Source organism: Rhizobacter sp. Root1221, from assembly GCF_001425785.1.
In the GTDB taxonomy this organism is placed as follows: Bacteria; Pseudomonadota; Gammaproteobacteria; order Burkholderiales; family Burkholderiaceae_C; genus Rhizobacter.
The window spans coordinates 1-18,947 of the sequence record NZ_LMDI01000006.1; the positions used below are offsets into that span (position 1 = coordinate 1).

An 18,947-nucleotide genomic window follows, 5' to 3' on the forward strand; every position below is an offset into this window, starting at 1 on the left:
TTGAGTTGGCGCTCTGGGATTTATCCCAAACAGCGAGTGCTCGCAACAACTTACGTGACCTCGGTCCAATTTATTCCGGACAGTAGTGGGCGTTCGCCGGGATGACCCGAGATTTTCCCCGGACAGCAGTGGGCCTGCGGCGGGATGACAAAAGAGGGATGGCTCGTGGCGCCGTTGCCTCGTCAAGTGCCCGGCCCGAACCGGGACAACGACCTCACCTTCGCCCGCGCCGCCTCGACCTCGCGGTCACGCGGCTCCGCGGTGGTGACCAGGGCGTCGATCAGCGTTCGGGCAGCGGCCGCAACGTCGAGCACCGCCTGGTCGAACGCGGCCTCGTTGGCCTTCGAGGGCACGGTGAACCCGCTGAGCTTGCGCACGAACTGCAAAGACGCGTCACGGATTTCCAGCTCGGTGGCCGGCGGCTCGAAATTGAAGAGGGTCTTGATGTTGCGGCACATGGGCACTCCCGGAAAACGCGGCGCCGGTTCGCCAAGGGGTCGGCGACGGTCTATAACCACGGCTGTGCCCCCAAGGAACCGGATCACCGCATGAGCATCCCGACACTCTACGCCCACCCGTTTTCGTCGTACTGCCAGAAGGTGCTCGTGGCCCTCTACGAAAACGACACCCCGTTCACGTACCGGTCACTGGAGGACCCGGCCGCCAACGCCGAGCTGCAGGCGCTGTGGCCGATGAAGCGGTTCCCCGTGCTCGTGGACGGCGGCCGCACGGTGATGGAGGCCAGCATCATCATCGAACACCTCGCCCTGGCGCGACCAGGACCCGTGCGGCTCCTGCCCGACGATCCGGCCGCCGCGCTGGACGTGCGCCTGATGGACCGCTTCTTCGACAACTACATCTCCACCCCGCAGCAGAAGTTCGTCTTCAACGCCATCCGCCCGGAAGGCGTGCGTGACCCCTACGGCGTGGACGAGGCCGGCCGCATGCTCGACACCGCGTACCGCTGGCTGGACGGCGTGATGGTGTCGCGCACCTGGGCGACGGGCGACGCGTTCACCCTGGCCGACTGCGCCGCGGCCCCGGCACTGTTCTATGCCGACTGGACCCGCCCGATCCCCACGGACTGCCCGAACGTGCGGGCGTACCGCAACCGGCTGCTGGCCCGGCCGTCGTTCGCCAGGGCGGTGGACGAGGCCCGGCCGTTCCGGCCGTACTTCCCGCTTGGCGCGCCCGATCGGGACTGACAGGAAAGCGCCGCGCGTCAAGCGAACCGGGCCACCAGCCGCACCACCGTGTTCCAGTTGCGGGTCGACAGTGGCGACCCCAACAGCTTCTCCAGGAACGCGTTCGGGCTGCCCGGGGAGTTGCCCACCATGCGGCACACGCTCAGCACCTCGCCGGGCGTGACTTGCACCAGCTCGACGTCGCGGCGCGCGGAGGCCATCGGCAGCGGGGGTGGAACCACCTCGGGCGATGACAGGAACGACACGCAGCACGCGTAGACATCGTGCGGGTCGACGCCGGCAAACGGCGCCGTGGCCACCACCTCCGACAGGTAGGCCACCGTGCGCACGAAACCGGGCTCCTTCAGGCCACACACGCCACGCAGCGCCTCGCACGCCGCCTCGTACACCGCCTGGGCCGAGCGCCCCGCCGCCGGCTCGTACACCAGCGTGCCGTTGGTCAGGAACGACGACGCGGTGTGCGCACCGGCGTCCAGGAACGCCGCCTCGAACTGGCCACGGGTCGGACAGTTGGGCCGGCCCAAGTTGACGTTGCGAAGGAAGACGGCATAGCGCATGGGGGGACATTCTGCCCGGCGCTCAGCCGTGCAACAACGCCTCGAGCTTACCCACCGTGGCCCAGTTGCGCCCGGTGCCCTCGTCGCGCAGCGCCTTCATCACCGCGTCGCCCAGCGGGGTGGACAGCAGGCCGTCCGGACACCACAGGAACGCGGCATGCTGCCCCACGTGCAGTTCGGCAGGCGACCAGTCTTCGGCCCGTGCCGCGTCCAGCAACCGCAGCGACCCCGGGTCACACGGGAACATCACGAGCAACCGCGACGGCTCGGGCACTGACTCGTACGGCAGCTCGGCCATGGCCGCGCGCCACTCGGCGGCGGTGCGCACCAGCACCCGGCACGTCACGCCCAGGTCGGACGCCACGGCCTGGGCGATCTGTTTCGCCGGGTCACCCCGGTATCTGGGCGGCACCGAAAACACCACGTTGCCGCTGTTGAGCAAGGTGCGGACGTCCCCGAACCCCAGCCCTGCCATCAGTTGTTTCAGGTCGGCCATGGCCACGCGCTTGGCCTTGCCGACGTTGATGCCGCGGAGCAGTGCGATGCGTTCGTCCATGGGGTAAGCCTTCGCAAGGAGGGGGCATTCTCTCCGAAGTGCGCTCTGAAAAAAAACGCCGCCGAACACGTGGAAAACGCCGTTCCCGTGTTAGCCCGCACCGGAAAATCCCCGGTGCCTCATCCTTGGGCATTCCAAGGAGAACCCAATAGGCATCGGGGGTTCAACGATCCGTCACCAAGTTGTGCACAAGGCTGTCCACGGGGCCTGTGGACTCACCGCAAAACCCCCTTTTCCACCCTGCCTCAAAGCCGGGCAATCCAAAGGAAAGCAAGCAACGGCGCGGGTTCCAGCGATCCATCACCAAGTTGTTCACATGGCTATCCACCTCTGGTGTGGAAAGGCGGCCGCGGTGGACAACTCGCGGTTCACTCGGCCGCGAGGCCCTCCACCTGGATGCGCAGCGTCACGTCCATGCGGAACCCGTAGGCCTTGCCGGCATCGATGCCGAACTCGTCCCGGTTGAACGTGCCCACCACATCCGCGCCGCAGAGTTCACGCTTGAGCATCGGGTGCGGGACACACTTGAACGAGTTGACCTTGAGCGCCACCGGCCGGGTCACGCCGTGCAGCGTGAGATCGCCCACCAACTGCGTGGGAACGCCGTCGATGAAGCCCTCGAGCCGGCCCTTGTAGGTGGCCACCGGGTACTTCGCGGTGTCGAACAGCGTGGCCTTCCTTGCCTCGGCGTTCATGATGTCCAGGCCGAAGTCGACGCTGTCCATGTCCACCGTGACGTCCACCTGCCCGGTCTTGGCCGCCTTGTCGAGCACCACCTGGCCGGCGGTCTTGTTGAACTTGCCGCGCCAGATCGAGACGCCCATGTGGTCGGCCTCGAAGCTCGGGTAGGTGTGGGCGGGGTCGAGTGTGTACGTGACGGGGGCGGCCAGGGCCGGTGCCGACGCTGCCACCAGGGCCAGCAGGAGAATCGATTTCATCGGGGTTCCTCGAAGGCAGTGGGTGAACGACGATTCTGCAACAGCAGCCGGCGTCAGGCACGCGCCATCAACGTGACGATCGACGACCCGGTGGTCAGCGTCTTGTGCACGGGGCAGGCCTCCGCCACACGCAGCAGGCTGGCTCGCTCGTCGTCGGTCAGCGTGCCGGACACCTGGATCGAGCGGGTCATCACGTTCTGCGTGCCGCTCTTGGCGTGTGACACCTCCACCCGCAACTGCGCCACCGCCATGCCCTTGCGGGCGATGTAGAGCTGCAGCGTCAACGTGGTGCAGGCGGCCAGCGCCGCATCGAGCAGGTCGTGGGGGGTGGGGCCGCCCAGGCCCCCGGCGGACGGCTCCAGGTCGGCGGCGAGCGTCTGCCCGTCGTCGAACGTGACGTCGCACGCGGAGGTGCCGCGGGCATGGTCCCAAAAGGCGTGTGTGGTCATGGCGGTATGGTCAGGGAAGAAGATCGGCCCCGAAGCTTAACCAGTGGGCCAGCGCGCTCCGAACGGCCATTGTGGAAGGATCGGAGCAGGCCCCCTACACTCGACGAAGCGTCGGCCGGGTCGGCCAGGAGGGAGATGCATGCCCTCCGCCTGCCTCCGTCAACCGCCGCGTGAATGATCCTGGCCGCCCACCCCTCTGCCCTGACCGCCCCATTCCCATGCCCGATTTCCGCAGCCCCGAATTCCTGCTCGCGCACATCCAGCACACGCTGTCGTTCTACGAAGGCCGCGAGATCGACCCTTCCGGCGGGTTCTTCCACTTCTACAAGGACGACGGCACGGTCTACGACCGCCGCACGCGCCACCTCGTCAGCAGCACGCGCTTCGTGTTCAACCACGCCACCGCATACCGCCGCTTCGGCCGCCCCGCCGACCTCGACGCGGTGCGCCACGGCCTCGCGTTCCTGCAGGCCGCACATGCGCAGCCGCAAGGTGGCTACGCGTGGCAGATCGACTGGCACGATGGCCGCGCCACCGTGCAGGACGGCACCAACCATTGCTACGGCCTCGCCTTCGTGGTGCTGGCCCACGCCCACGCGCTCAAGGCCGGCGTGGCCGAAGCGGCCGCCGGCCTGGAAGCCGCCTGGCAGCTCATGGAGCAGCACTTCTGGGAACCCGCCCATGGCCTGTACGCCGACGAAGCCACACCCGACTGGCAGCTGCAACCGTACCGCGGCCAGAACGCCAACATGCACTCGTGCGAGGCCATGATGGCCGCGTTCGATGCCACCGGCGACCGCAAGTACCTGAACCGTGCCGTGCAGCTCGCCGACGCCATCACCGGCCGCCAGGCCGCCCTGGCCGACGGCCTCGTGTGGGAACACTACGGCCCCGACTGGCAGGTCGACTGGGACTACAACCGCCACGACAAGACCAACATCTTCCGCCCCTGGGGGTTCCAGACAGGCCACCTCACCGAATGGACGAAGCTGCTGATGCAGCTCGACGCACACCTGCCGCCCGCCGAGCGCCCCGACTGGCTGCTGCCGCGCGCGCGCCACTTCTTCGACACCGCGATGCGCCACGGCTGGGACACCACGAACGGCGGCCTCGTGTACGGCTTCGCCCCCACGGGCGAGGTGTGCGATGCCGACAAGTACTTCTGGGTGCAGGCCGAAAGTTTCGCGGCCGCCGCGCTGTTGGCGGTGCGCACCGGCGAGACCGGCTACTGGGACTGGTACGACCGCATCTGGGCCTACAGCTGGGCCCACATGGTGGACCACACCCACGGCGCCTGGTACCGCATCCTCACGCCCGACAACCGGGCCTACAGCGACGAAAAAAGCCCGGCCGGCAAGACCGACTACCACACGATGGGCGCCTGCCACGACGTGTTGCGCGGCCTGAAGGCCTGATGCCCCCAACCACCGGACCCCGACCGTGAGCCTCTCCCCCGACCTCGCCCGCCTCGCCCTCCAGGAACAGCGCCTGCGCTTCAAGCACTTCGACGGCGACACCGCGTGGACGCTTGGCAACCGCATCAAGGCCCTGGCCGATGCGGCCGGCACGCCCGTCACCGTGGAGATCCGCGTGGGCGGCCACACCGTGTTTTTCATGGCCATGGCAGGCACCCAGCCGGCCAATGCCGACTGGGCACGCCGCAAGCGCAACACCGTGGAGCTGATGCACCGCAGCTCGTACCGCGTGGGCCTCGAGTTCGCGCGCGACAACAACACGCTCGAAGCCCTGATGGGCCTGCCCACCCGTGACTACTGCGCCCACGGCGGCGCCGTGCCCCTGCACGTGGAAGGCACCGGCGTGGTGGGGGTGGTCACCGTGTCGGGCCTGCCTCAACGCGACGACCACGAAATGGCCGTGGCAGCCATCGCCGAACTGTGCAGTGTGCCGGTGGCGGAGGTAGCGCTGGGCTGAAGCCCCATCGTGTCACCCCGACGAAAGTCGGGGCCCACCATGCCCAGGCGCCACGGCCCAGTGGGTCCCGGCTTTCGCCGGGATGACAGCGCGTCCCGTGAAGCGCCTTGGCGCGCGCGGACCGTGCCCGTCAGACCACCTTCCGGTCCGCCACCGCTGGCGGCACGTACTGGTAGAGCCACGTCTCCGTCAACGGCTTGCCCTCGTGGCGCAGGAAGAGGCGCAGCGTGATGGCCTGCGTGCTCGCATCCTCGGGCTTGAGGTCGAACATCGCGCGCCAGCCGTCGATGGCTTCCAGCGGCCGCGCCGACGTGATCTCGACCTTGCCGCGGCTGGCGGTGATGACCGCCTCCACCTTGGCATCGCGCCCGAGCCGCGACAGTTCACCGCCGGTGAAGTCCACCGCGAACCGCCATGAGAAGTACGGGCGCGGCTTGCCCACCACGCCACCCAGGCCCGTTCGCGTGGCCACGCAATGCGCGAGCGCCGACCGCGCCGGCGGCTGCGCGCCCCAGTACAACCGGTAGCCCACGAGCCACTCCTGCCCCGGCTGCGGCTTGCGGTCGGGGTTCCAGAAGGCCACGATGTTGTCGAAGGTCTCGTCGTTGGTGGGAATCTCCACCAGCTGGATGCTCCCCTCGCCCCAGTCCGACTTCGGCTCCACCCACAGCGACGGGCGGCGGTCGTAGAACACGCCGTCGTCCTGGTAGTGGTCGAAGTTGCGGTCGCGCTGCACGAGGCCGAAGCCGCGCGGGCTCTTGTCGGTGAACGCGTTGAACTGCAGGTTCGGCGGGTTCGTCAGCGGGCGCCACACCCACTCGCCGTTGCCCCGCCACATCGCGAGGCCGTCGGTGTCGTGGATCTCGGACCGCCAGTCGTTGGCCATGCGGTGGTCGTTCTCGCCATGCTGGAACATGCTGGTGCACGGCGCGATGCCGAGGCGCTCGATCACCTTGCGCGGGTACAGCGCAGCGTCGATGTCCATCACCTGGGTGTCGCCCGGCGTGATGGCAAAGCGGTAGGCCCCCGACACACTCGGTGAGTCGAGCAGCGCGTAGACCACGAGCGTGTTCGAACCCGGCGCGGGCCGTTCGAGGTAGTACGAGACGAAGTCAGGGAACTCCTCGGGCCGCTCCATGCCGGTGTCGATGGCAAGACCACGGGCCGACTGGCCGTACTGCCACTCGCTGCCCACCGCACGGAAGTAGCTCGCCCCCAGGAACGCGGCCGCGTCGCGCACCGGGTCGGTGTGGAAATTCAGGCGGAAGCCGGCAAAGCCGAGGTCGGCCGGCAACGCGCCTGCCTTGAGCCCGCTCTGGCCGTAGTCGAACATGGCCGGGTCGTAGGCCAGTTCCTGGGCCTGGCCCGAGGCCACTTCGTACATGCGAACGGGCTTCTTGAAAAAGAGCCCGAGGTGGAAGAACTTGGCGCGAAAGCGCGCGTCCTGGTCGGCCCACAGCGCGTGGTCGGACCGGAATTGCATCGACTGGTACTGGTCCCAGTCGAGCCCGGCGACCGAGGCGGGCAAGCGGTCGGGCCGGGCCACGTACGGCGCCGCGGACAAGGCCCGGGCCTGGCCCTTCAACGCGGCGAAGTCGAACGGTTGGGGACGGCCCAGCGGCTTGAGTGCGGCGAAGGTCTCGGTCCACGAGAGCCCGAGGCTGCCGGCGGTGGCGAGAGCGGCACCGCGGCCGAGGGAGCGGAGGAAGTGGCGTCGTTTTTGCATTGCGACGCAGTTTGCACAAAACCGGAAGGGCGGACGCAATGCCGGGTTTTTCCGGGGGTCTGACGGCGCGCATCCATACGCAACCAACCGCACCTGGGATAAACCCCGGGCAATGCGCGCATCAAAGTACAAAACCCCGCGACGTGCGTACCAAATCTGCAATTCGATACGCGTATCGTTCCCTCGGGGCGACGGTCATCCCGTCACACCCGCTGTCGAACAACGAGGAGAGAACGTCATGACATTCCAACGCGCCTTCGCGGCCCTGGGGCTCGGCCTGCTTGCCACCTCGAGTGGTTTCGCCGCCGATCTCGTGATCGCCACCGTGAACAACGGTCACATGATCGAGATGCAAAAGCATACCAAGGTGTTCGAGAAGGCAAACCCGGACATCACCGTCAAGTGGGTCACGCTCGAGGAAGGGGTGCTGCGCCAGCGCGTCACCACCGACATCGCCACCAAGGGCGGCCAGTTCGACGTGATGACGATCGGCCTCTACGAAGCGCCCATCTGGGCCAAGAAGGGCTGGCTGAAGGAAATCGGCACCTCGCCGGCCTATGACGTGGACGACCTGCTGCCATCCATCCGCAGCGGCCTGTCGAACGGCGGCAAGCTCTACGCGGCACCGTTCTACGGCGAAAGCTCCATGACGATGTACCGCGCCGACCTCGTCAAGGAAAAGGGCCTCACGATGCCCCCCAACCCGACGTGGGCCCAGATGGCCGACATCGTGTCGAAGCTGCACGACCCGGCCAAGGGCGTGTACGGCCTGTGCCTGCGTGGCAAGCCGGGCTGGGGTGACAACATGGCATTCCTGACCACCATGGTCAACACCCATGGCGGCCAGTGGTTCGACATGGCCTGGAAGCCGCAGATCGACACCAAGCCGTGGCACGACGCCATCGGCCTGTACGTGGACCTGATGAAGAAGTACGGCCCGCCCGGTGCGTCGGCCAACAGCTTCAACGAGAACCTCGCGCTGTTCAACGAAGGCAAGTGTGGTGTGTGGATCGACGCCACGATCGCCGCCTCGTTCGTCAGCGACCCGAAGCAGTCGAAGGTGGCCGACAAGGTGGCCTTCGTGCAGGCCCCCACCGCGGTGACCCCGAAGGGCGCCAACTGGCTGTGGTCGTGGAACCTCGCCATCCCCGCGTCGTCGAAGAAGCCCGAGGCCGCGCAGAAGTTCATCGCCTGGGCCACGTCGAAGGAGTACGTGAACCTGGTGGCGAAGGAAGCCGGCTGGCACGCGGTGCCCACCGGCACCCGCAAGTCCACCTACGCCAACCCCGAGTTCCAGAAGGTCGCGAAGTTCGCGGTCGAGGAACAGAAGGCCATGGGCACGGCCAACGCCAACGACAGCACGCTGCCGAAGTCGCCGTACACCGGCGTGCAGTACGCCGCGATTCCCGAGTTCCAGGCCATCGGCATCGCCGTGGGGCAGCAGATGAGCGCGGCGCTGTCGGGGAAGGTCACGGTGGACCAGGCCTTGAAGACCGCGCAGACGGCTGCCGAACGCGAGATGACCAAGGGCGGCTACTACAAGAAGTGACACCATGAACACCGCCACCCGGGAACTCCCGACGGCGGTGCCTTCCGCGGGCACCGCTGTTTCCACACCCCGCCGCGAAGGCGCGGCGGTGTCCCGCTTCCTGCCTCGTGCGCTGATGGCGCCGGCCGTTGTCACGCTGTTCCTGTGGATGATCGTCCCGCTGGTGATGACGATCTACTTCTCGGCCATCCACTACAACCTGATGCAGCCCGGCGAACACGGGTTCGCGGGCCTCGAGAACTTCCACTACTTCATGACCGACCCGGACTTCTGGCCGTCGGTCAACCACACGCTCCAGCTCTTCGCGTCGGTGATCGCCATCACGGTGGTGCTGGGCGTGGGCCTCGCGCTGCTGGTCAACGAACCGTTCCCCGGCCGGGGCCTCGTGCGGGTGCTGCTGATTTCGCCGTTTTTCGTGATGCCCACGGTGAACGCGCTGCTGTGGAAGCACATGATGATGAACCCGATCTACGGCGTGCTCGCGCACGTGTGGACGTTCTTCGGGCTCACGCCGATCGACTGGATGACGGACTTCCCGATGCTGTCCGTGATCATCATGCTGTCGTGGCAGTGGCTGCCCTTCGCGTGCCTGATCTTCATCACGTCGCTGCAGTCGCTCGACCGTGAACAGATGGAAGCCGCCCGCATGGACGGCGCCACCTCGCTGCACCAGTTCTGGTACCTCGTGCTGCCGCACCTGGGGCGTGCCATCGCCGTCGTCGTGATGATCGAGATGATCTTCCTGATGAGCGTGTTCGCCGAGATCTACACCACCACCTCCGGTGGCCCGGGCAACGAAAGCACGAACCTCGCGTTCCTGATCTACAAGCAGGCGCTGATGAACTTCGACGTGGGCGTGGCCTCGGCCGGTGCCCTGTTCGCGGTGGTGCTCGCCAACATCGCGGCCGTGTTCCTGATCCGCATGGTCGGCAAGAACCTCGACTGAAGGGAGACCGAGATGAAACAACCCCCCTTCCCCTACGTGCGCACCGTGAGCGCCTGGGCGCTCGCGCTGCTGCTGTTCTTCCCGCTGTTCTGGCTGGGCCTCACGGCATTCAAGACCGAGATGCAGGCCATTGCCACGCCGCCCCAGCTCTTCTTCACGCCCACGCTCGCCACGTTCGCCGAGGTGCAGGCACGCAGCGACTACCTGCTGTACGCGCGCAACTCGCTGATCACGAGCGTGGTGTCCACCGTGCTTGGCCTGCTGATCGCCGCGCCCGCGGCGTATGCCATGGCGTTCCACCGAACCAAGCGCACCCGCGACATCCTGATGTGGATGCTCTCCACCAAGATGATGCCGGCCGTGGGCGCCCTCGTGCCGGTGTACGTGATGGCCCAGACCACCGGGCTGCTCGACTCGCTGTTCAGCCTGATCGTGGTGTTCACGCTGTCGAACCTGCCCATCATGGTGTGGATGCTCTACAGCGCGTTCAAGGAAGTGCCGAACGACATCCTCGAAGCCGTGCGGCTGGACGGGGCCACGGTGTGGACCGAGTTCCAGCACGTGATCCTGCCGCTGACCAAGGGCGGCATCGCATCCACCGGGTTGCTGTGCCTGGTGCTCGCGTGGAACGAGGCGTTCTGGTCGCTCAACCTCACGTCGGCGAACGCCGGCACGCTCGCGGCGCTGATCGCGTCGTACTCGAGCCCCGAGGGCCTCTTCTGGGCGAAATTGTCGGCCGCGTCGTTGCTGGCCATCGCCCCCATCATCGTGTTCGGCTGGTTCAGCCAGAAGCAGCTCGTGCAAGGGCTGACCTTCGGCGCCGTCAAGTAAACACCACAGGAGAACACCATGTCCTACCTCCAACTCCATGGCGTCGTGAAGGCGTTCGGTGACATTCGCACCATCCGCGGCATCGACCTCGGCATCCAGAAGGGTGAGTTCGTCGTGTTCGTGGGCCCGTCGGGCTGCGGCAAGTCCACGCTGCTGCGGCTGATCGCCGGCCTCGAAACCACGTCCGAAGGGTCCATCGAACTCGACGGCAAGGACATCACCGACCTGCCGTCGGCCAAGCGCGACCTCGCGATGGTGTTCCAGTCGTACGCCCTCTACCCGCACATGACCGTGTTCGACAACATGTCGTTCGCGCTCAAGCTCGCGAAGGTGGACAAGGCGGTGATCCGCGAGAAGGTCGACCGCGCGGCCACCATCCTGAACCTCACGAAGTACCTCGATCGCACGCCGAAGGAACTCTCCGGCGGCCAGCGCCAGCGCGTGGCCATCGGCCGTGCCATCGTGCGTGCGCCCAAGGTGTTCCTGTTCGACGAGCCGCTGTCGAACCTGGACGCCGCGCTGCGCGGCCAGACGCGCGTGGAGATCGCCAAGCTCCACCGCGACCTGGGCGCCACCACCATCTACGTGACCCACGACCAGGTGGAGGCCATGACACTGGCCGACCGCGTGGTGGTGCTGCGCGACGGCCAGATCGAGCAGGTGGGCACACCGCTCGATCTGTACGACCACCCGGCCAACCAGTTCGTCGCGCAGTTCATCGGCACACCGCAGATGAACGTGGTGCCCGCGGCGGCCGTGCCCGAACTCACCCGCATCGCCGGCGGCCAGCTGCCGCCGGATGGTTCGGTGGGCGTGCGGCCCGAGGGCGTGCGTGTGCACGCCTCCGGCGAGGGCATCCCTGCCCTCGTGGAACTGGTCGAGTCGCTCGGCGCCGACACGCTGATCCACACCCGCGTGGGCGACCGCGCGCTGCTGGTGTCGCGCCAGAGCGAACGCACCGCCCTCAAACCCGGCGCGAAGGTGGGCATCTCGTTCACGGACGACGCCATGCACCTCTTCGATTCCCAAGGCCGCCTGCTGGCGGCACCCGCCACTGCCTGACCTCCGACATGAGCACCGCCCCCTCCGTCATCCTCCACCTCGGCCTCGGGTCGTTCCACCGCGCGCACCAGGCCGTCTACCTGCAACGGCTGATGGACGCCGGTCATGCGGGCTGGATCCTCAAGGGCGGCAACCTGCGCGACGACATGGCCGACACCATCGCGGCACTGCAGGCCCAGGACGGCGCATACACGCTCGAAACGGTGAGCCCGGCGGGCGAGCGCCGCTACGAACGCATCCACGCGATCCGCGAGGTGATCCCGTACGACCCGTGGCTCACGGGCCTCGTCGGCGCGGGGGCTGATCCGGCCACCCGCATCATCTCGTTCACGGTCACCGAGGCGGGCTACTACCTCGATGAACACGACCAGCTCGACCCCCGCTACCCGGACCTCGCCTCCGACCTGAGCGGTGCCACCTGCACCACCATCTACGGGGCACTGGCCGCCATCCTGGAAGCACGGCGGCTGCATGACGCCGGACCGGTCACGCTGCTCAACTGCGACAACCTGCGCCACAACGGTTCGCGGTTCCGCGCCGGGTTCATCGATTTCCTGTCACGCCGCGGGGACGACACGCTGCGTGCCTGGGTGCAGGCCCATACCACCTGCCCGAGCAGCATGGTGGACCGCATCACCCCGCGCCCGTTGCCCGACGTGGCCGAGCGCGTGCGCGCGGCCACCGGCCTCACCGATGGCGCGGCACTCATGGGCGAATCGTTCATCCAGTGGGTGATCGAGGACAACTTCGCGAACGGCCGGCCGGCGTGGGAGCTCGTGGGCGCGGAACTGGTGTCGTCGGTGCTGCCGCACGAGGAAGCGAAGATCCGCATCCTCAACGCCAGCCACAGCGGCTTCGCGTGGGCTGGCACGATGCTGGGCTCGCAGTTCATCCACGAGGACCTCGCACACCCCGAGATCCGCCGCCTCGTGCACGACTACGTCACGCTCGACGTGATCCCGTCGCTCGTGACGCGGCAGAACCCGTACCCGGTGGACCTGGCCGCCTACCGCGACGTGGTGTTCGAGCGTTTCGGCAACCCGTACCTGCGCGACACCAACCAGCGCGTGGCCGCCGACGGGTTCGCGAAGATCCCGGGGTTCCTCGTGCCCACGTTCCGCGACCGGCTGGAACAAGGGGCGCCCATCGCCAGCACCGCGGTGCTGGTTGCACTCTTCTTCGAGTTCCTGGGCCGCTGGCACCGCGGTGAACTGCCGTTCGACTACCAGGACCAGAGCATGGACCCGGCCAAGGCCCACGCCTTCTTCGCGGCGGACGACCCGCTCGGCGCCTTCGTGCGCGACCCGGTGCTGTGGGGGCCGCTGGCCGGCGACCCGCGCCTGGAAGCGGCGCTGCGCCAGGCCCACGGACGCGTGCGAGCGTTCGTTGGGACGTTCGTTGGGAGTAACGTATCGGTTTGATGTCACGATCGACCCCGGAGCAGACATGAACGGCAACCGAATGCGCAGCCCCGAACTGGAACACGATTTCCAGCGCGGCCCCGACCTCGGCTACGAACCCGAAGGCACGTACGGCTACGTGCGCTGCCTCGAACACGGCTTCCCGAACCCGCTCGTGCGATGGCACTACCACAACGAGTACGAGCTGCACCTGATCACGGACACCCACGGCAAGGTGTTCGTGGGCGACTACATCGGCCACTTCGAACCCGGCCACCTCGTGCTGACCGGCCCCAAGCTGCCGCACAACTGGATCTCCACCGACGTGCCCCCCGAGGGCGTGGCCCTGCGCGACGTGGTGCTGCAGTTCCACGAGGCCCCGCTGCGCCGTGCCGCGGAACTCATCACCGACCTGCGCGACGTGCTGCCGCTGCTGGAGCGCGCGCGCCACGGCGTCGAGTTCTTCGGCATGAGCGACGTGGCCGTGGCCCGCATGCAGCGCATCAAGGCGTTGCGCGGGCTCAAGCGTCTCACCGAGTTCCTGCAGTTCCTCGGCGAGCTGGCCGAGTGCGCCGACTACCGGCTGCTCTCCAGCATGCCGCTGCAGAGCTTCGACGACGAGCCCGCGCAGGCACGGGTGAGCAGCATCGTCGACTACATCACCGACAACGCGGCCAAGCCGCTGTCCATGGCCGAGATCAGCGCACGCGCCGGCATGAGCGAGAGCCAGTTCTCCCGCTTCTTCCGGCGTGCCACCGGCAACACGTTCACCGACTTCGTGAACCGCGTGCGGGTCACCCGCGCATGCCAGTTGCTGATGGACACCAACCAGTACATCACCAACGTCTGCTACGACGCCGGGTTCAACAACGTGGCCAACTTCAACCGCCGCTTCCTCGAGATCAAGGGCATGACCCCGAAGGAATTCCGCCGGCAGGCGGAGGCGCGGTTCGGGCCCGATCGATAGGTCAGCGCTTCCTGCGCTTGCGAGGCGCGACCGGGGTCTGCCACGCGCTGGTCCAGAACTTCATCGCCTCGTCGATGCCTTGAGCCACGACACGCTTCGACTGGCGAGAGGCCTCGGCGGACGCCTGGGACCGCGCGTGCGACGCCACGGTGTTGGCGCCGCTGAGCCACATGCTGAGGAACGGGTTTTTCTTGAGCCATGGGTTTTTCATCGAGTACCTCCGGATGAAGTAGCCATGCTACGTACCGCCCCCGGCCCGGTCTGTAGGAGGACACGCGGGCTGCACGTGCAGGTATCACACCCCCGTCCACACCACCCGGCCCGCCTCGGCGATCACCGCGTTGCGTGCGGCCGGGCTCGCGGCGCCGGCTTCGGTGAGGTACATCGCCACCACCACCGGGGCCCGGCCGGGCACCCACACCACGCCCACGTCGTTGGTGGTGCCATTCGCCCCGGAGCCGGTCTTGTCCCCCAGGCGCCAGCCGGCCGGCAGGTGGACACGCAGGCGGTCACCGCTGGTCTTGGTACCTCGCATCCAACCGGCCAGGCGCTCGCGCGACGCACGCGTCAACGCGTCACCCAGCACCACCTTGTTCAGCGTGGCGGCCATCGCCGCGGGGGTGGTGGTGTCGCGCGGGTCCCCGGGGCGCGCCTCGTTGAGCGACGGCTCGTTGCGGTCGAGGCGGGTGACGGTGTCACCCACGCTGCGCGCGTAGGCCGTGACCGCGGCCGGGTCGCCGCATGCGGCGAGGATCAGGTTCGCCGCCGCGTTGTCGCTGACGGTGATCGTGGCTTCGCACAGCTCACCGAGCGTGATGGTGCCGCCCACGCGGGTGACCGTCACCGGCGAGTGGTCGATGATGTCGTGCGCCGCCACCGGCAGGGCCCGATCGAGCCGCTCCACGCCGGCGTCCACGCGCTGCAGCACCACCGCCGCCGCGAGCCACTTGAAGGTGCTGCACATCGGGAACCGCTCGTCCACGCGGTGGCCGCTGCAATGACCGGTCGCGGTGTCGAGCACGGCCACGCCCAGGCGGCCACCCACCGACGTTTCCAGCCGAGCCCATTCGGGCGAGACTCCCCAGTTTTTCCGGGCCGTGGCCGCCGTGCCGCACCCGGTGAGCGCGGCCGCCAGCATGGCGTTGAACAGGCGTCGATCCATCGTTTCCTCCTCTTGCAGTTACTGATGGAGCGGGACGATAGCGGCGCGCACCGGTGCGGACAAACGACGATATCGAGGGCGAGCCATCAGAAAATCTGGGGCCCAAGGCAGCACAATGGCGGCACCATGCAGTTGCCCCTGAACGCCTTGCGTGCCTTTGAAACGGCGGCGCGCCACCTGAGTTTCACGCGCGCCGCGATCGAGCTGAACGTCACCCAGGCCGCGGTGAGCCAGCAGGTCAAGAACCTCGAGGACCGACTCGGTGCGCCGCTCTTTCGCCGCCTGCCACGAGGCCTCGCGCTCACCGACGAAGGCCTGGCACTGCTGCCGGTGCTGGCCGACAGCTTCTCGCGCATCGGGTCCGTGCTGGGCCAGTTCGATGAAGGCCGCTTCCGCGAGGTGCTGACCGTGGCCGCGGTGGGCACGTTCGCCGTGGGTTGGCTCATTCCCCGCCTGGAGGCGTGGCGGCGCGAGCACCCGTTCGTGGACCTGCGCCTCTTCACCAACAACAACCGGGTCGACATCGCGGGCGAAGGGCTCGACTTCGCGATCCGCTTCGGCGACGGGGCGTGGCACGGCACCGAAGCCGAGCCCCTCATCGATGCCCCGCTGTCGCCCGTGTGCTCACCTGCCATCGCTGCGCGGCTGGTGGCACCGGGTGCGCTGGGCGGCGAGACGCTGCTGCGCTCGTACCGTGCCGACGAATGGGCGCGGTGGTTCGAGGCGGCTGGTGTGCCGTGCCCGTGGTTGCGCGGCCCGGTGTTCGACTCGTCGCTTGCCATGGCGGCAGCCGCGTCGCAAGGGGCCGGGGTGGCACTGCTGCCGCCCACGATGTTTGCGGGCGAACTGGCCGATGGCCGGCTGGTGCGGCCGTTCGGCACCGAGGTGTCCACCGGGCGCTACTGGCTCACCCGGCTCAAGTCGAAGCGCCCCACGCCCGCGATGCGCAACTTCCGCACCTGGCTGCTGGCGGCGATGTGACGGTCAGAAGTGGGTGGTGACGGCGTCCGACACGCGGTAGTCGGGCTCCACCACCGGCATCCACGGCCACTTGTCGAACGTGGTGCACGGGTGCGAGATGCCGAGCCCCACGCGGTCGCCCACGGCCGGGGCATCGCTTTCGTCCGCGGCATCCCAGCGCAGGTAGGCATGCTGGTCGTTCAGCTGGTCGATGCGCCATCCGGCCGGCACCGGCGAAGCCTGGCGGTCGCCGAGTGCGGCGCGGGCCACCGGCACGGGCATCGCGAGGTCGAACGACAGGTCACGTTTGCCCACCGCGAGGATGGCGAGGCCCGGTTCGGGCCGGGACTGCACCGCGGCCCACACCTCCAGCGCCGGGCGCAGGGTTTCGTCGCACGCGCAGCCGAGCCGGGCCTCGACGGTGTGCACCATGCGGCGGTAGAAACCGTGGTCGTGTGTCACGTAACACCCTGAGCGCAACAGCCCGCGCACCGGTTTGCCGAGCGGTGGCGCCAGGCGGCCCGCCACGAGGTCGAAGATCGCGGAACCGCCGGCCGAGACGAGCACCTCATCGGCCTCGAAGAGGCCGGCGCTGTCGCAGTGCCGGGCGAGGTCCTCGACACGGTCCATGAGGTCGCGCACGAACGGTTCGTCGCGCGCCGTGTCGCCCGTGGCCTGCAGCCCTTCGTACGATTCGATGCCCACGAGGTGCACGGCCGGGCTCGCGTGCAGGGCCGCGGCCAGCGCCTCGCCTTCCGCCGTGGTACGGCAGCCGGTGCGGCCGCCCGAAAACCCCACCTCGAGCATCACCTCGAACGCCACGCTGCCCGGGTGGCGCACCCACCAGGCGTCAACGAGCGCGAGTTGTGCGAGCGAATCAACGAGGAACACGACGCGCAGCCCGGCATGCCCGCGCAGAAGTGCCTGGATGCAGGCCAGGTCGGCGTCGGCGAACACCTGGTTGGCCACCAGTGTGTTGCGCACGCCGGCCGCCACCCCCACCACCAGCTGGGTGACGGTGGCGAACGTGATGCCCCAGGCGCCGGCATCGAGTTGCCGGGCGAACAGCTGCGGCGACATCGTCGTCTTGCCGTGGGGCGCGAGGCCGATGCCCCAGCGCTGCGCCCGCCGCTGCATCCACGCGAGGTTGTGCTCCAGCGCCTCGCGCTTGATCACGGCCACTGGCAACGGAAGGTCGCCGGCCAGCACATTCCATCCGAGCTGCCCCACCTCGCTGCGACGCAATGGGCGGTGGCCGTGCGGGAAACCCTTCAGGCCGGGTTGGAGCAGCGGATCGAGCAGATCGTCGGGGGTCATCGCGGGCATCATGGCACCGTTTGGGCGTTGGCACACGCCTCGCCTCCGTCGTCCCGGCGCAGGCCGTGATCCCCACCTTTTCGCTGAACAGCAGCGTTCCCGTCTACCGCTGGAGATCCCGGCGTTCGCCGGGATGACCGAGATTTTCCCCGGACAGCAGTGGGCCTGCGCCAATGGGATGACAAAAGAGGGATGCCCGCTGGCGGTCAGCGGGGCCGGCGCGCGGCACCCGCCACGGCCACCGATCCGAGCAGCAGCATCAGCGCGGTGGCCGGCTCCGGCACCGGCGCCACCGGTGACAGCAGGAAGGCGCGTTGCTCGCCGCCGAACAAGCCGGTGCCCACGATCTGTCCCAGGTCGTTGATGTCGGCGAACCGCAGATCGGACCACCCGGCAGCGGCGACGGGGTCGAGCGCCGTGGCCAGGTCGACGAAACTGCGGGTGGCCAGGTCAAAGATGAATTCGTACTCGCCCAGTTCAGGCCCGCGGTAGGCGCGCCCGATCACCATGTCCTGTGTGTTGACCCGCTTGGCGACGCTGTACAGCGTGAGCCCATCGAGCCCGGCACCGATGTCGATGGCCTGTCCGTCGTGCACCGCGAAGGCGCTTCCGATCGTTGTGTCGGCGCCATCGTCCCAACGGTTGAACACCCCCACCACGGTACCGTCCTGGTTGAACCCGGCGGCCTCCGACCGGCCGCCCCCGGCCGGCACCGGCAGCGCGGTCCACACACCGTCATCCAACAGGCCCGCGCGAGAGGGCGTCCATATCGTTTCATCGAGGCGGGTACCGACGATCACACCGTCGTCGCGCAGGCCCGCCGCGGCGATCGCCAGCACGGGCGACGTCACCGGCTGCATGCCCGAGACGGGATCATGGATCGCGAGCTGCCTGATGCCGAGGCCGCCGGGCACGGTGGTGCCCAGCACACGGCCGGCGCTGTCGATGCCGATGGGTTCGAACGGAGGTGGGCCGATGTTGCGCATGCCGCCGTCGACCGTCCACGTGAAGGCGCGTACTTGCCGGTCCTGCAGCCACCAGCCGACCACCTGGCCACCGGCATTGATATCGATGCCCCGGGTAGCCAGCGCCGGCATGCCGGGTGTCGACCGTGCGTCGAGCCGCAGCAGGCCGGTGGTGGCGCTGTAGTAGTAGCCGCTCGACACGTCGTCGCGCGGGCTGAACCCGGTGACCTGGCCGGCATCGTTGATGGCGGTGGGCACCTGGAAAACGCCGTTGGCGCTGATGTCGCGCAGCCGGTAGTCGAAGGCCTGTGCCGGGCCCCACAAAGCGGTCAACGCGGCCACGGCGAATGACAGGGAACGCAAGCGCATGGCGAACCTCCGGCGCGGCAGGAATCCCACAACTTAGGCGATGCGCATCCGGTGCG

The 18,947-nt window shown here is 68.1% G+C and carries 20 protein-coding genes; 10 read left to right on the top strand and 10 right to left on the bottom strand.

The window, feature by feature from the left end; all coding sequences use genetic code 11:
* Window positions 1-182 precede the first annotated feature (182 nt).
* Window positions 183-458 carry a DUF2277 domain-containing protein gene (locus ASC87_RS05830; RefSeq protein ID WP_056658141.1) on the bottom strand — a complete coding sequence of 92 codons (276 nt, stop codon included), beginning with the start codon at window positions 456-458 and terminating at the stop codon, window positions 183-185.
* Window positions 459-548: 90 nt separating this feature from the next.
* Here ASC87_RS05830 and ASC87_RS05835 point away from each other — a divergent pair, with 90 nt between their 5' ends.
* Entirely contained in the window at window positions 549-1,205 is a 657-nt protein-coding gene (locus ASC87_RS05835; protein WP_056658146.1) for a glutathione S-transferase family protein, read from the top strand.
* A 17-nt stretch (window positions 1,206-1,222) separates the two neighbouring features.
* Here the strand turns inward: ASC87_RS05835 and ASC87_RS05840 are convergent, their stop codons facing one another.
* The 4 genes from ASC87_RS05840 to ASC87_RS05855 form a co-directional block, all read right to left on the bottom strand.
* Window positions 1,223-1,762 carry a DUF1697 domain-containing protein gene (locus ASC87_RS05840; protein ID WP_056658149.1) on the bottom strand — a complete coding sequence of 180 codons (540 nt, stop codon included), beginning with the start codon at window positions 1,760-1,762 and terminating at the stop codon, window positions 1,223-1,225.
* Between the two features lie 22 nt (window positions 1,763-1,784).
* Complete coding sequence (locus tag ASC87_RS05845) at window positions 1,785-2,318, bottom strand: DUF1697 domain-containing protein (RefSeq protein ID WP_056658153.1); 534 nt, start codon at window positions 2,316-2,318, stop codon at window positions 1,785-1,787.
* A 368-nt stretch (window positions 2,319-2,686) separates the two neighbouring features.
* Complete coding sequence (locus ASC87_RS05850) at window positions 2,687-3,256, bottom strand: YceI family protein (RefSeq protein ID WP_056658156.1); 570 nt, start codon at window positions 3,254-3,256, stop codon at window positions 2,687-2,689.
* A 53-nt stretch (window positions 3,257-3,309) separates the two neighbouring features.
* On the bottom strand, window positions 3,310-3,705 hold the full coding sequence (locus ASC87_RS05855) for an OsmC family protein (protein ID WP_056658159.1): 396 nt from the start codon (window positions 3,703-3,705) through the stop codon (window positions 3,310-3,312).
* 218 nt (window positions 3,706-3,923) lie between these two features.
* Here ASC87_RS05855 and ASC87_RS05860 point away from each other — a divergent pair, with 218 nt between their 5' ends.
* Together ASC87_RS05860 and ASC87_RS05865 are read left to right on the top strand one after the other, a co-directional pair.
* Window positions 3,924-5,120: an AGE family epimerase/isomerase gene (locus ASC87_RS05860; protein ID WP_056658163.1), complete on the top strand. Its 1,197-nt coding sequence runs from the start codon at window positions 3,924-3,926 to the stop codon at window positions 5,118-5,120.
* A gap of 25 nt (window positions 5,121-5,145) precedes the next feature.
* Window positions 5,146-5,637, top strand: a complete 492-nt coding sequence (locus tag ASC87_RS05865; protein WP_056658166.1) for a heme-degrading domain-containing protein — start codon at window positions 5,146-5,148, stop codon at window positions 5,635-5,637.
* Between the two features lie 130 nt (window positions 5,638-5,767).
* Here the strand turns inward: ASC87_RS05865 and ASC87_RS05870 are convergent, their stop codons facing one another.
* Window positions 5,768-7,363, bottom strand: a complete 1,596-nt coding sequence (locus ASC87_RS05870) for a glucan biosynthesis protein (RefSeq protein WP_056658169.1) — start codon at window positions 7,361-7,363, stop codon at window positions 5,768-5,770.
* A gap of 238 nt (window positions 7,364-7,601) precedes the next feature.
* On the opposite strand from ASC87_RS05870, the gene ASC87_RS05875 reads away from it, so the two are divergent.
* The 6 genes from ASC87_RS05875 to ASC87_RS05900 all read left to right on the top strand — a co-directional run bounded on the left by ASC87_RS05875 (window position 7,602) and on the right by ASC87_RS05900 (window position 14,118).
* Window positions 7,602-8,912, top strand: a complete 1,311-nt coding sequence (locus ASC87_RS05875; RefSeq protein WP_082568429.1) for a sugar ABC transporter substrate-binding protein — start codon at window positions 7,602-7,604, stop codon at window positions 8,910-8,912.
* 88 nt (window positions 8,913-9,000) lie between these two features.
* Window positions 9,001-9,858: a carbohydrate ABC transporter permease gene (locus tag ASC87_RS05880; protein WP_056658490.1), complete on the top strand. Its 858-nt coding sequence runs from the start codon at window positions 9,001-9,003 to the stop codon at window positions 9,856-9,858.
* 12 nt (window positions 9,859-9,870) lie between these two features.
* Window positions 9,871-10,689, top strand: a complete 819-nt coding sequence (locus ASC87_RS05885) for a carbohydrate ABC transporter permease (protein ID WP_056658171.1) — start codon at window positions 9,871-9,873, stop codon at window positions 10,687-10,689.
* Between the two features lie 18 nt (window positions 10,690-10,707).
* Window positions 10,708-11,751, top strand: a complete 1,044-nt coding sequence (locus tag ASC87_RS05890; RefSeq protein ID WP_056658174.1) for an ABC transporter ATP-binding protein — start codon at window positions 10,708-10,710, stop codon at window positions 11,749-11,751.
* Window positions 11,752-11,759: 8 nt separating this feature from the next.
* Window positions 11,760-13,172 (top strand): D-arabinitol 4-dehydrogenase, encoded by a 1,413-nt coding sequence (gene dalD, locus ASC87_RS05895; RefSeq protein ID WP_056658177.1) that lies wholly within the window; start codon window positions 11,760-11,762, stop codon window positions 13,170-13,172.
* A 25-nt stretch (window positions 13,173-13,197) separates the two neighbouring features.
* Entirely contained in the window at window positions 13,198-14,118 is a 921-nt protein-coding gene (locus ASC87_RS05900) for an AraC family transcriptional regulator (protein ID WP_056658180.1), read from the top strand.
* Between the two features lies 1 nt (window position 14,119).
* Here ASC87_RS05900 and ASC87_RS05905 read toward each other — a convergent pair whose 3' ends face one another.
* Both ASC87_RS05905 and bla read right to left on the bottom strand, forming a co-directional pair.
* Complete coding sequence (locus tag ASC87_RS05905) at window positions 14,120-14,329, bottom strand: hypothetical protein (protein ID WP_056658183.1); 210 nt, start codon at window positions 14,327-14,329, stop codon at window positions 14,120-14,122.
* An 84-nt stretch (window positions 14,330-14,413) separates the two neighbouring features.
* Window positions 14,414-15,280, bottom strand: a complete 867-nt coding sequence (bla, locus tag ASC87_RS05910) for a class A beta-lactamase (RefSeq protein ID WP_082568430.1) — start codon at window positions 15,278-15,280, stop codon at window positions 14,414-14,416.
* Between the two features lie 126 nt (window positions 15,281-15,406).
* Here bla and ASC87_RS05915 point away from each other — a divergent pair, with 126 nt between their 5' ends.
* On the top strand, window positions 15,407-16,261 hold the full coding sequence (locus ASC87_RS05915; RefSeq protein ID WP_056658186.1) for a LysR family transcriptional regulator: 855 nt from the start codon (window positions 15,407-15,409) through the stop codon (window positions 16,259-16,261).
* 3 nt (window positions 16,262-16,264) lie between these two features.
* Here the strand turns inward: ASC87_RS05915 and ASC87_RS05920 are convergent, their stop codons facing one another.
* Window positions 16,265-17,566 (bottom strand): alanine racemase, encoded by a 1,302-nt coding sequence (locus ASC87_RS05920; RefSeq protein ID WP_157603871.1) that lies wholly within the window; start codon window positions 17,564-17,566, stop codon window positions 16,265-16,267.
* 197 nt (window positions 17,567-17,763) lie between these two features.
* Window positions 17,764-18,891 carry a PEP-CTERM sorting domain-containing protein gene (locus tag ASC87_RS05925; RefSeq protein ID WP_056658193.1) on the bottom strand — a complete coding sequence of 376 codons (1,128 nt, stop codon included), beginning with the start codon at window positions 18,889-18,891 and terminating at the stop codon, window positions 17,764-17,766.
* Window positions 18,892-18,947 lie beyond the last annotated feature (56 nt).

Bases quoted from the DNA above. Each gene is read 5' to 3' on its own strand.
- ASC87_RS05830 (WP_056658141.1), bottom strand. From the start codon at position 458: ATGTGCCGCAACATCAAGACCCTCTTCAATTTCGAGCCGCCGGCCACC.
- ASC87_RS05835 (WP_056658146.1), top strand. From the start codon at position 549: ATGAGCATCCCGACACTCTACGCCCACCCGTTTTCGTCGTACTGCCAG.
- ASC87_RS05840 (WP_056658149.1), bottom strand. From the start codon at position 1,762: ATGCGCTATGCCGTCTTCCTTCGCAACGTCAACTTGGGCCGGCCCAAC.
- ASC87_RS05845 (WP_056658153.1), bottom strand. From the start codon at position 2,318: ATGGACGAACGCATCGCACTGCTCCGCGGCATCAACGTCGGCAAGGCC.
- ASC87_RS05850 (WP_056658156.1), bottom strand. From the start codon at position 3,256: ATGAAATCGATTCTCCTGCTGGCCCTGGTGGCAGCGTCGGCACCGGCC.
- ASC87_RS05855 (WP_056658159.1), bottom strand. From the start codon at position 3,705: ATGACCACACACGCCTTTTGGGACCATGCCCGCGGCACCTCCGCGTGC.
- ASC87_RS05860 (WP_056658163.1), top strand. From the start codon at position 3,924: ATGCCCGATTTCCGCAGCCCCGAATTCCTGCTCGCGCACATCCAGCAC.
- ASC87_RS05870 (WP_056658169.1), bottom strand. From the start codon at position 7,363: ATGCAAAAACGACGCCACTTCCTCCGCTCCCTCGGCCGCGGTGCCGCT.
- ASC87_RS05875 (WP_082568429.1), top strand. From the start codon at position 7,602: ATGACATTCCAACGCGCCTTCGCGGCCCTGGGGCTCGGCCTGCTTGCC.
- ASC87_RS05885 (WP_056658171.1), top strand. From the start codon at position 9,871: ATGAAACAACCCCCCTTCCCCTACGTGCGCACCGTGAGCGCCTGGGCG.
- ASC87_RS05890 (WP_056658174.1), top strand. From the start codon at position 10,708: ATGTCCTACCTCCAACTCCATGGCGTCGTGAAGGCGTTCGGTGACATT.
- dalD (WP_056658177.1), top strand. From the start codon at position 11,760: ATGAGCACCGCCCCCTCCGTCATCCTCCACCTCGGCCTCGGGTCGTTC.
- ASC87_RS05900 (WP_056658180.1), top strand. From the start codon at position 13,198: ATGAACGGCAACCGAATGCGCAGCCCCGAACTGGAACACGATTTCCAG.
- ASC87_RS05905 (WP_056658183.1), bottom strand. From the start codon at position 14,329: ATGAAAAACCCATGGCTCAAGAAAAACCCGTTCCTCAGCATGTGGCTC.
- bla (WP_082568430.1), bottom strand. From the start codon at position 15,280: ATGGATCGACGCCTGTTCAACGCCATGCTGGCGGCCGCGCTCACCGGG.
- ASC87_RS05915 (WP_056658186.1), top strand. From the start codon at position 15,407: ATGCAGTTGCCCCTGAACGCCTTGCGTGCCTTTGAAACGGCGGCGCGC.
- ASC87_RS05920 (WP_157603871.1), bottom strand. From the start codon at position 17,566: ATGCCCGCGATGACCCCCGACGATCTGCTCGATCCGCTGCTCCAACCC.
- ASC87_RS05925 (WP_056658193.1), bottom strand. From the start codon at position 18,891: ATGCGCTTGCGTTCCCTGTCATTCGCCGTGGCCGCGTTGACCGCTTTG.